At 73.2% G+C, this 10538-nt stretch carries 8 protein-coding genes; 2 read left to right on the forward strand and 6 right to left on the reverse strand.

Annotation, left to right across the window (positions count from 1 at the left end; all coding sequences use genetic code 11):
- Positions 1-233: 233 nt before the first annotated feature.
- Together ABZ570_RS08680 and ABZ570_RS08685 are read right to left on the reverse strand one after the other, a co-directional pair.
- Positions 234-1145 (reverse strand): NUDIX domain-containing protein, encoded by a 912-nt coding sequence (locus ABZ570_RS08680; protein WP_358059034.1) that lies wholly within the window; start codon positions 1143-1145, stop codon positions 234-236.
- Positions 1146-1270: 125 nt separating this feature from the next.
- Positions 1271-2218, reverse strand: a complete 948-nt coding sequence (locus ABZ570_RS08685; RefSeq protein ID WP_358059010.1) for an NUDIX domain-containing protein — start codon at positions 2216-2218, stop codon at positions 1271-1273.
- A gap of 144 nt (positions 2219-2362) precedes the next feature.
- On the opposite strand from ABZ570_RS08685, the gene ABZ570_RS08690 reads away from it, so the two are divergent.
- Positions 2363-2710, forward strand: a complete 348-nt coding sequence (locus ABZ570_RS08690; protein WP_358059013.1) for a PspC domain-containing protein — start codon at positions 2363-2365, stop codon at positions 2708-2710.
- A 7-nt stretch (positions 2711-2717) separates the two neighbouring features.
- Here the strand turns inward: ABZ570_RS08690 and guaA are convergent, their stop codons facing one another.
- Together guaA and ABZ570_RS08700 are read right to left on the reverse strand one after the other, a co-directional pair.
- On the reverse strand, positions 2718-4271 hold the full coding sequence (guaA, locus tag ABZ570_RS08695) for a glutamine-hydrolyzing GMP synthase (RefSeq protein WP_358059016.1): 1554 nt from the start codon (positions 4269-4271) through the stop codon (positions 2718-2720).
- A gap of 193 nt (positions 4272-4464) precedes the next feature.
- Positions 4465-6162 (reverse strand): GMC family oxidoreductase, encoded by a 1698-nt coding sequence (locus tag ABZ570_RS08700; RefSeq protein ID WP_358059019.1) that lies wholly within the window; start codon positions 6160-6162, stop codon positions 4465-4467.
- A gap of 144 nt (positions 6163-6306) precedes the next feature.
- Here ABZ570_RS08700 and ABZ570_RS08705 point away from each other — a divergent pair, with 144 nt between their 5' ends.
- On the forward strand, positions 6307-7434 hold the full coding sequence (locus ABZ570_RS08705) for an LCP family protein (RefSeq protein ID WP_358059022.1): 1128 nt from the start codon (positions 6307-6309) through the stop codon (positions 7432-7434).
- Between the two features lie 55 nt (positions 7435-7489).
- On the opposite strand, the gene ABZ570_RS08710 is transcribed toward ABZ570_RS08705, so the two are convergent.
- Positions 7490-8953: a M1 family metallopeptidase gene (locus ABZ570_RS08710; protein WP_358059025.1), complete on the reverse strand. Its 1464-nt coding sequence runs from the start codon at positions 8951-8953 to the stop codon at positions 7490-7492.
- Positions 8954-9043: 90 nt separating this feature from the next.
- Positions 9044-10441, reverse strand: a complete 1398-nt coding sequence (locus tag ABZ570_RS08715) for a M1 family metallopeptidase (protein ID WP_358059028.1) — start codon at positions 10439-10441, stop codon at positions 9044-9046.
- Between the last annotated feature and the right edge of the window lie 97 nt (positions 10442-10538).

Here is a 10538-nt window from a genome sequence, read left to right on the forward strand (position 1 = left end):
CGGGTGTCCGGCTGTCTCGTGCCGGACCTTGCTGGCCCGGCAGTCCGTTTTGCGGAGTACACCATTGCACAGGGGACAGGGGCTTGGCGATAGCTGCCGGCGGTACTTATAAGTCACTTAACCGCGCGAACCGCTCAATCATTCCCATCTCGGGCGTCAACGCCCGTTTCCCTCGGCCAACCCTGACCTCCGACTGTACCGGAGGCACCCCACCCGGGCCTGACCCGCGCCCGTCACCTGCTCCGACGTCCGGTCGCCAGAGCCGCCACCTCGGTCATCGCCAACCCGCTGACCTGCTCCGGAGCGAACCAGGCGGCGCCCGCGGTGGAGCCACCCGCGAGTTCGGTCACCACCGCCTCGGTCGGGGCGTCGACCCGTACCCGGTAGATCACCCGGACGCCGTGCCAGTCCAGCGGTCGCCCCTCCGGGCCGAGTGCGGCGGGATTGTGCAGGTTGTCCACGGCCAGCAGGTCGACCACCCGACCCAGCTGGCCGGCCTCCTCCACCAGCTCGCGCAGCAGGCCGGCCGCCGGCTGCTCGCCGTGGTCGGTGCCGCCGCCGGGCAGATGCCACTTCCCGGCCCCCGGATACCCGTCGGCGATCATCGTGAGCAGCACCCGCCCGGCCGGATCGGTGACCAGTCCGTACGCGGCGAAGCGCTGCCGGCGGTCGGCGGGGAGCGGCCCGAACGGCGCCCGGTCCGGCCGGGCGGTGTGCTCGGGCAGCGGCTCGACCGGCAGGCCGAGCACGTCGGCGGTGAACGGCAGCAGCGGCAGCTCCCCGGCCTCGTCGAGGGTGCACCAGCGAACCAGGTCGGTGGTGCCGTCCGGCTCGTCCCGCAGCGTGCCCCCGGTGGGCGCGACGTCGAAGACGATCCGGTCGGTGTGCAGGGCGACGCCGAGCTCCGCGTAGCGGGTCACGTCGGCGACCGCGTCCCGCAGGCCGGTCACCCGGACCGTCAGCCCGGTCTCCTCGGCGAACTCGCGTACCACCGCGCGCTCGGGGTGCTCGGCGTGGTCCACGCCGCCACCGGGAAGCTGCCAGACGCCGGGGAAGTCAGCGTCGGCAGACCCCCGCACCAGCAGCACCCGCCCGTCGGCGTCCCGCAACACCCCGTACGCCCCGATCCGCCGCCGCTCCTCCACCCGCATTACTCCCGTCGCCGCCACCTGCGTCGATCATGAGGTTAGCTGCCTGGCAACGGGCGTACCGCACCGTCAACCTCATGATCACCGAGGGCGGGCGGGGGCGGGAGGGCGTGGGGGGAGGGTTAGATGAGTTGGGCGGCTTGGACGGCCTCGGCGGTGACCTCGGTGAGCCGGTCGGTGGGGAGCGCGCCGAGCTCCTCGCGACGGAACCAGCGGGCCTCGCAGGTGGAGCCGCCCACGTCGGCCACCGTGGGCGGGGCCGGCTGGTCGACGACCACCCGGTAGAAGGCGCGTACGCCGTGCCAGTCGATGGGGTAGCCCTCGGGCCCGAGCGAGGCGGCGTCCCGATGGCTGGCGACGCCGAGCAACTCGACCAGGCGGCCGGTCTGCCCGGTCTCCTCGACCAGCTCGCGGATGAGGGCAGCGCCCGGCTGCTCGCCGTAGTCGGTGCCGCCGCCGGGCAGGTGCCAGCAGCCGGCACCCGGATACCCGTCGGAGACCCGGGTGAGCAGCACCCGCTCCTCCGGGTCGGTCACCACCGCGTACGCGGCGAAGCGCTGCGCCCGGTGCAGCCCGTCCGGCCCGGGGACGGCGTAGAACGAGGGGAACTCGGGGACCTCCTCCGGCACGACGTCGGCGGTGGCGGAGGGCAGACCAAGGGCACGCGCGGTGAACGACCGCAGCGGCAGCTCCCGGGCCTCGTCGAGGGTGAACCAGCGGGCCAGGTCGGTCGGCCGCCCCACCCGCTCGGTGAGCGTCCCGCCCCGCACCGAGACCTCGTACAGCAGGCGGTCGGTGTGGATCGTGATGCCCCGCTCGGGCAGGGCCCGCATGTCGGCGATCACGTCCCGGAGCCCGGAAACGGCGACCGAGAGGCCGGTCTCCGCCGCCGTTTCCCGGACGACGGTGTGGTTCGGGTCCTCACCGTGGTCGACCGCCCCACCGGGCAGCGACCACGTGCCGGGTGTGCCGGAGCGCTCCGATGCGCGGACCAGCAACACTCGGTCGTCTGAATCGGCACAAACTGCGTATGCCGCGATCCTGCGCAGCGGCTCCAGCAAGGTGGTCACGGGAGGAAATTCTCCCCCGGCACGGTTACCGGCATCGAAAAGAGTCGGATTCCTGACTCTCGGCTGGCGCCTCAGGGATCGGTCAGGGTAAGAGTCCGGGCGGTCACCGAGGTTCTCGGCCGCCCGGTGCGGAACCGTTGGGGCATGACCTACCAGAGCATCCCTCAGGCCCCGTACAAGCAGCTCCGCCGGCCCGTCACCGACCGCATGGTCGCCGGTGTGGCCAGCGGCCTCGGTCGCTACTTCGCGGTCGATCCCACCCTGGTCCGGGTCGGCTTCGCCGTCGCCGCCCTGCTCACCGGCGGGCTCGCCGCGCTGGCGTACCCGATCATGTGGTTCCTGATGCCCGAGGAGCCGGCCGGCGCGCCTGCCTGGCCGCACGCGCCGGGCACCGCACCAGGCTGGCCGCCGGTCCCGCCGGCCGCGCCGCAGCCGGCCGCCGCACCCACGCCGGCCCCGCCCACGGCCCCGCCTCAGCCGCCGACGACCTGAGCCCGGCTCACTCCCACTCGATGGTGCCCGGCGGCTTGCTCGTCACGTCCAGGACCACCCGGTTCACCTCGGCGACCTCGTTGGTGATCCGGGTGGAGATCCGGGCGATCACCTCGTAGGGCAGCCGGGACCAGTCGGCGGTCATCGCGTCCTCGCTGGAGACCGGACGCAGCACCACCGGGTGGCCGTAGGTGCGCCCGTCGCCCTGCACGCCGACGCTGCGCACGTCGGCCAGGAGCACCACCGGGAACTGCCAGACGCCCCGGTCCAGCCCGGCGGCCGACAGCTCCTGCCGGGCGATCAGGTCGGCCTTGCGGAGCACGGCGAGCCGCTCGTCGTCGACCGCGCCGATGATCCGGATGGCCAGGCCGGGGCCGGGGAACGGGTGCCGCCAGACCATCGCCTCGGGCAGCCCGAGCTGCAGGCCGAGCGCGCGGACCTCGTCCTTGAAGAGCGTGCGCAGCGGCTCGACCAGCGCGAACTTCAGGTCCTCGGGCAGGCCGCCGACGTTGTGGTGGCTCTTGATGTTGGCGGTGCCGGTGCCGCCACCGGACTCCACCACGTCCGGGTAGAGGGTGCCCTGCACCAGGAACTCGACGTCGCCGTGCGCGGCGATCTCGCGGGCGGCGGCCTCGAAGACCCGGATGAACTCGCGACCGATGATCTTGCGCTTCTGCTCGGGGTCGGTCACGCCCGCGAGGGCACCCAGGAACCGCTCCCGGGCGTCGACCACCTTGAGCTTGATGCCGGTGGCGGCCACGTAGTCCTTCTCCACCTGCTCGGCCTCGCCGGCGCGCAGCAGGCCGTGGTCGACGAAGACGCAGGTGAGCTGGTCACCGATGGCCTTGTGCACCAGCGCCGCGGCGACCGCGGAGTCGACGCCACCACTCAGGGCGCAGATGACCTCCTTGTCGCCGACCTGCTCGCGGATGCGGGCCACCTGATCGTCGATGATGTTCTCGGGAGTCCAGGTCGGCTCGATGCCGGCGATGTCGTACAGGAAACGGGTGAGCATCTCCTGCCCGTGCGCGGTGTGCCCGACCTCCGGGTGGAACTGCACGCCGGCCCGCCGGCCGACCAGGTCCTCGAACGCGGCGACCGGTGCCCCGGCCGACTCGGCGGTGACAGTGAAGCCGCCCGGCGCCTCGGTGACGCAGTCGCCGTGGCTCATCCAGACCGGCAGGTCGTCCGGGAGGTCGCGGAGCAGCACCCCGGCCTCCGGGCGGGCGTGCAGCGGGGTGCCGCCGTACTCCCGGTTGCCGGTCCGGGCCACCGTGCCGCCGAGCGCCTGGGCCATCGCCTGGAAGCCGTAGCAGATGCCGAAGACCGGCACCCCGGAGTCGAACACGCCGGTGTCGATCTGCGGGGCGTCCGGGGCGTAGACGCTGGCCGGACCGCCGGACAGGATGATCGCGGCCGGGTTCTTCGCCAGCATCTCGGGCACCGGCATGGAGTGCGGGACGATCTCCGAGTAGACCCTCGCCTCGCGTACGCGACGCGCGATGAGCTGGGCGTACTGGGCTCCGAAGTCCACCACGAGGACGGGGCGAGGCGTGCTCATGTGCAGAAAGCCTACCCACAGTCACCCCTCCCCCGGCCCACCCCCCGGTATGTCCCACCCCCCACCCCACCCCTTGCTCCGCGATCTTGCAGTTCGGGTCGGCGATATGCCGCGTACACCCCTTTCATCCCGACAGGAACTGCAAGATCGCGAGCAAGGGGTGGGGCGCGGGGGGTGGGGTGGGGTTAGGGGGTTAGGGGGTTAGGGCGGCGGGGGCGTGTGGGGGGACTGCGGGGTGGCGGGGCGGGATGGGGGTTAGGCGGCGGTAGGGGGAGCCGAGGGGCGGGCGGGGGTCCGGCTCGCCCTTGTTGGGCCAGAACGACATGGCCCGCTCGGCCTGGGCGGTGATGGTCAGCGACGGGTTGACCCCGAGGTTGGCCGAGACCGCCGCGCCGTCCACCACGTGCAGCCCCGGGTGGCCGTAGACCCGGTGGTACGGGTCGATCACCCCGCGCTCGGGGGTCGCGCCGATCACCGCCCCGCCGAGGAGGTGCGCGGTCAGCGGGATGTTGAACGGCTCGGTGAGCGCGCCGCCGGGCGTACCGTCGATCTCCTCGGCGAGCAGCCGGACCGCCTGGTTGCCGGCCGGGATCCAGGTCGGGTTCGGTACGCCGTGCCCGGGGCCGGAGACCAACCGCCGGCCGAACACGCCCCGCCGGGACCGGGTGGTGAGCGAGTTGTCCGCCGACTGCATGACCAGGGCGATCACGGTCCGCTCGGACCAGTTGCGGACGGAGAGCATGCGGGCCGCCAGCCCGGGCTGCCGGAGGATGCTGCCCAGCCAACGACGGACCCGGTGCGGGCCGCCGTCGACCAGCAGCGACTGGAGCAGCCCCATGGCGTTGGAGCCGTGGCCGTAGCGGACCGGCTCGATGTGGGTCTGCGGATCCGGGTGGAACGAGCTGGTGATCGCCACCCCCTCGGTGAAGTCGAGCCCGCGCTGCCGGGCCTGCCGGGGGCCGACCGACGCGCCGAGGATCGCCTCCGAGTTGGTCCGGGTCAGCTCGCCGAGCCGGGGTGAGAGGCCCGGCAGCGCCCCGGTGGCCCGCATCTCGTGCAGCAGCCGCTGGGTGCCCAGCGCGCCGGCCGCGAAGACCACCTGGTCGGCGTGGATCACCTGGCGGCGCCGGCGCAGCCAGGCGCCGGTGCGCTCGGTGTGCACGTCGTACCCGCCGCCGGGCGCAGGCCGGACGGCGGTCACCGTGGTCAGCGGATGCACCTGGACGCTCAGCCGCTCGGCCAGCCACAGGTAGTTCTTGACCAGGGTGTTCTTCGCGCCGTGCCGACAGCCGGTCATGCACGAGCCGCAGTGGCTGCACCCGGTGCGGTCCGGCCCGACCCCGCCGAAGTAGGGGTCGGGCACCCGCTCGCCGGGCCGGCCGATGTGCACGGCGACCGGCGTGGCGTGGAAGGTGTGGCCCACCCCCATCCGCTCGGCCACCGTTCGCATCGCCCGGTCCGCGGCGGTGACCACCGGGTACGTGGTGACCCCGAGCATCCGCTTCGCCTGGTCGTAGTGGCGGGCCAGTTCGTCGCGCCAGTCGGTGATGTCCCGCCACTGCGGGTCGGTGTAGAACGCGTCCAGGGGCTCGTAGAGGGTGTTCGCGTAGACCAGGGAGCCGCCGCCCACCCCCGCCCCGGAGAGCACCAGGACGCCGCCGCCGGCCCTCCGGCCGGCCGAGCGCAGCAGGTCGATCCGCTGGAGGCCGTAGCAGCCGAGCTTCGGGGCCCACAGGAACCGCCGGACCCGCCAGGACGTCTCCGGGAACTCGTCGTCGGCGAAGCGCCGGCCGGCCTCCAGGACGCCGACGGTGTAGCCCTTCTCGGCCAGGCGGAGTGCGGTGACGCTTCCACCGAAGCCGGACCCGATGACGACCACGTCGTACCGCATGGACGCATCATTACCGACGAGTAGCCATAGCGCCAGCAAGAGTTTTTCGCAGATCATGCAGAGCGCTCGACGATACGGGGACCAGCCGGCAACCAACGACCCCCCGTGACGCGTCTGAGCGGTACCCGGGGGAAGGGGATCACGATGACCGGCGCGAGGCCGAGACGACGCTGGCCGCTCGGGCTGGCCGCCCTGGTGTCCGTGCTGCTCGTCGCCGCCGGCGCGGTGGTGGCCACCCGGTTGGTCTCGCGCCCGTCCCCGAGCGCCTCCCCCGGCCCGGTCGCTGGCCCGGCCACGCCCACCGCCTCCACCGGCACGCCCACCCCGTCCCCGGCCAGCCCCACCCCACCACCGGGCGCCGACCTCACCGGCCCGCTCAACCTGCTGCTGGTCGGCGTGGACACCCGGGTCAGCGTGCCGGGCTGGGAGCCGCACGCCGACGCGGTGCTGGTGCTGCACGTGCCGGCGGGGCTGGACCGCGCGTACCTCTTCTCTCTCCCCCGCGACCTGGTGGTGGACATCCCGGCCTACCCGGCGGCCGGCTACCCGGGCGGCCGGACGAAGCTGACCCACGCGATGAGCTACGGCAGCCGGGTGCCCGGTGACCGGGCCCACCCGAGCACGCCGCAGGGGTACGAGCTGCTGCGCCGAACGGTCAGCCGGTACACCGGGCTGCGGATCGACGCCGGCGCGGTGGTCACCTTCAACGGCTTCGACAAGCTGGTCGACACCCTCGGCGGGGTGGACCTCTACGTCGACCAGCGGGTCGTCTCGATCCACCGGCGGCCCGATGGGCGGTACCGGGACCGGGTCGGCAGCACCTACACCGGGCCACAGATGATCTACGAGAAGGGCGACCGCCACCTGACCGGATGGCAGGCGCTCGACTACGCCCGGCAGCGGTACACCGCGGGCGGCGACTACACCCGGCAACGCCACCAGCAGCAACTCATCCGGGCACTGGCCGGGAAGATCCTCGACCAGGGGCTGGCCCGGGACCCGGCGCGGGTCGAGCAGGTGGCGCAGGCCCTCGGCGACACCCTGGTGTACGTCGGGGGCGGGCGACGCCTCGTCGACTTCGCGTACGCCCTGGGCGGGCTGCCCGCGGACGGCTTCGTCCTGGTCGGGCTCCCCGGCGACGCGGTCGGAAGCGGTGGCTCCTACCGCGGCGAGCAACTCCTCCCGGTGTCCCGGCAGTTTCTCGCCGCCCTCCGCGCCGGCACCCCCGACGCCTTCCTCGCCGCACACCCGGCGCTGCGCGTGAAGAGGTGACAGCTGTTAACAGGGGGCCGCTGCTCTACCGCAGGCGTTAACAGGGTGCCCTTCCTTACAGCGGCTTGGGGGTGGGCGGGCGCTCGGTGCCGTAGAGCCAGGCGTCGAAGAGCTTGGCGAGCTTCTTGTGCGAGATCCGCTCGGCGTGGGCCACGAACTCGGCGGTGGTGGCGTTGCCGTTCTGCTTCTCGGCGGCCCAGGTACGCAGGATGGTGAAGAACGCGGCATCACCGACCGCCGCCCGCAGCGCGTGCACGGTCATCCCGCCCCGGTCGTACACCGACCGGCTGAACAGGTTCGCCACCCCCGGCTTCCCCGGCGGCGTACGCCAGACCTGCCCCGGCGCGGTGGCGTACTGCTGCTCGAAGGTGTGCTGGACGGTGGACTCCCCGCTGTGCTCGGCCCAGAGCCACTGGGCGTAGGTGGCCAGCCCCTCGTTGAGCCAGATGTCCTGCCACTTCTGCAGCGCCACGCTGTTGCCGAACCACTGGTGGGCCAGCTCGTGCGCGACCACTTCGGTGTTCTCGCCCTGCCCGAAGAACACTGCCGAGTAGACCGGCCGGCTCTGCGTCTCCAGCGCGTACCGGATCCGGTCGTCGGCGACCACCACGCCGCCGTACGCGTCGAACGGGTACGGCCCGAAGAGGCTCTCCAGGTAGTCGGCGACCTCGGTGGTCCGGGCGACCGACCGGTCCGGGGCGCCCTCGGCCAGCTTCGTGGTGACCGCGCTGTAGACCGACCGTCCCTTGTGCTCCCCGGTCGTCACCCGGAACTTCCCGATCACCGCGGTGGTCAGGTAGCTGGCCATCGGCGCGCCCTCCGACCATTTCCAGGTGGTCCAGCCGGCCCGGGTGCTCTGCCCCTTCGGGACGCCGTTGCTGACCGCGGTGAGTCCCTTGGGCACGGTGATCTCGAAGTCGTAGGTGGCCTTGTCGGAAGGGTGGTCGTTGACCGGGAACCAGGTGCTCGCCGACTCGGGCTGGCCGAGGGCGATCGCCCCGTCCGAGGTGTGCAGCCAGCCGCCCTCGCCGAGCAGTTGGTTGTCCAGCGGGGCCGGCTGGCCGTCGTACCGGATCTCGGCGACGAAGCCGTTGCCGGCGGTGAGGCCGGTGGCCGGGGTCACCACCAGTTCGTCGTCGGTGCGCGCGTGGCGGGCCTTGACTCCGTTCACGGTCACCGACCGCACGGTCAGCCCGGCCAGGTCCAGGTTGAAGGCGGAGAGGTTCGTGGTGGCGGTGGCCCGCAGGACGGTGGTGCCGGTGAGCCGCTTCTTCTCCGGGTCGTACCGGACCTTGACCGTGTAGTGGGCGGCGTCGTAGCCGCCGTTGCCGTAGCTCGGGAAGTAGGGGTCGCCGGCCCCGGCCGCGCCGGGCGCGAAGCTCCGCGAGTTGGTCTGACTGGGCTGCGCCGTCACGGGTTCGGCCCGCTCCTCGCCGGCCGAGCCGCAGCCGGCGAGCAGCAGCGCGCCGGAGAGCAGCAGCCCCAGCCGTCGTCGTCCGTCCCGCCGCGCCAGCGCCATCGCCTCGACCCCTCCTCGGGCACAACCCTCACGGCCCGGCCGACCGCTCCGCCCGCGCGGCAGCCTACCGAAGCGGCGGTCACGTGCGCGTCACGGCAGGGCGGGCGCGGTGGCACCGACCAGCCAGGCGTCGAACAGCGGGCGCAGCGGCCGGCCGGCGACCCGCTCGGCGTGGCTGACGAAGTCGGCGGTCGTGACGGTGCCGTCGCGCCGCTCGGCCAGCCAGCCGCGCAGGATCCGGAAGAAGACCTCGTCGCCGACCGCGCGGCGCAGCGCGTGCACGGCGAGCGCGCCGCGCTGGTAGACGGCGTCGCCGAACAGGGCCGCCCGGCCCGGGTCCACCGACGGCTTCGTCCAGTCGGTCGCCGCGTACCGGTCGGCGAAGACCTGCGCCACGGCGCGGCCGCCGTCGTGCTCGTTCCAGAGCCATTCCGCGTACGTGGCGAAGCCCTCGTTGAGCCAGATGTCGCTCCACCGGGCCAGCGAGACGCTGTCGCCGAACCACTGGTGGGCCAGTTCGTGCGCGACCACCTCGGTGTTCGGCCGGTCGCCCCGGAAGAAGCCCGGCCCGTAGACCGGCCGGGTCTGGGTCTCCAGCGCGTACCGGATGCGCTCGTCGGCGACCGCGATCCCGCCGTACGCGTCGAACGGGTACGGCCCGAAGAGGCTCGCCAGGTAATCGGCGATCTCACCGGTACGGGCCAGCGCGGTGGCGGCCGGCCCGTTCGCCGGCAGCGTGGCGGCGACCGCGGTGACCAGCGGCTTCCCGGCGTGCGTGCCGGTCGAGACGCGGTAGTTGCCGATCACCAGCGTGGTCAGGTAGCTGGCCGTCGGGGATCCTTCGGACCAGCGCCACGTGGTCCAGCCGTCCCTGCTGGACTGTCCCTTCGGCACCCCGTTGCTGAGCGCGGCGAGCCCGTCCGGCACGGTCACCTCGATCTCGTAGGTGGCCTTGTCGGAGGGGTGGTCGTTGACCGGGTACCAGGTGCTCGCCGACTCGGGCTGGCCGAGCGCGATCGCGCCGTCGCCGGTGGCGTGGAAGCCGCCGTCGCCGAGTTCGCCGCTGGGCAGCGGCTGCGGCACGCCGCCGTACGCCACCTCGACGGTGAACCGTTTGCCCGCCGGCAGGCCGTGCGCCGGGGTGACCACCAGTTCGTTGCCGTCGCGCCGGTGTTTCGCCGGGGCGCCGTCGACGCGTACCCGGTCGACGGTCAGGCCGGCGAGGTCGAGGTGGAACCGGGACAGGCCGGTCGTGGCGGTGGCGGTGACGGTGGCCTGGCCGGTGAGCCGCCTGCCGGGCGGCTCGTAGCGGACCTTCAGCGCGTAGTGGGCGACGTCGTAGCCGCCGTTGCCGGCCCCCGGCACGTACGGGTCACCGACGTCCGCCGCCCCAACCCGAAACCGCCCCTCGTCGTCCCCACCGGTGCACCCCGCGCCAAGTACCGCAACGGCCCCCACCGCCACGCACCACCGCCACCCCCGTCTCACCCGCCGAGCCTAAGCCGCCCCGCACCGCGGGGGTGGGGGGACGAGGGGGTTAGTCCTTGTCGCCTCTGGCGATGCGGCCCGTTCCGGGCTGAAAATC

Source organism: Micromonospora sp. NPDC007271 (assembly GCF_040634005.1).
In the GTDB taxonomy this organism is placed as follows: domain Bacteria; phylum Actinomycetota; class Actinomycetes; order Mycobacteriales; family Micromonosporaceae; genus Micromonospora.

What these genes read in the sequence shown, in the direction of transcription:
- guaA (WP_358059016.1), bottom strand. Translation starts at nt 4,271, where the DNA reads ATGAGCACGCCTCGCCCCGTCCTCGTGGTGGACTTCGGAGCCCAGTAC.
- ABZ570_RS08705 (WP_358059022.1), top strand. Translation starts at nt 6,307, where the DNA reads ATGACCGGCGCGAGGCCGAGACGACGCTGGCCGCTCGGGCTGGCCGCC.
- ABZ570_RS08710 (WP_358059025.1), bottom strand. Translation starts at nt 8,953, where the DNA reads ATGGCGCTGGCGCGGCGGGACGGACGACGACGGCTGGGGCTGCTGCTC.
- ABZ570_RS08690 (WP_358059013.1), top strand. Translation starts at nt 2,363, where the DNA reads ATGACCTACCAGAGCATCCCTCAGGCCCCGTACAAGCAGCTCCGCCGG.
- ABZ570_RS08700 (WP_358059019.1), bottom strand. Translation starts at nt 6,162, where the DNA reads ATGCGGTACGACGTGGTCGTCATCGGGTCCGGCTTCGGTGGAAGCGTC.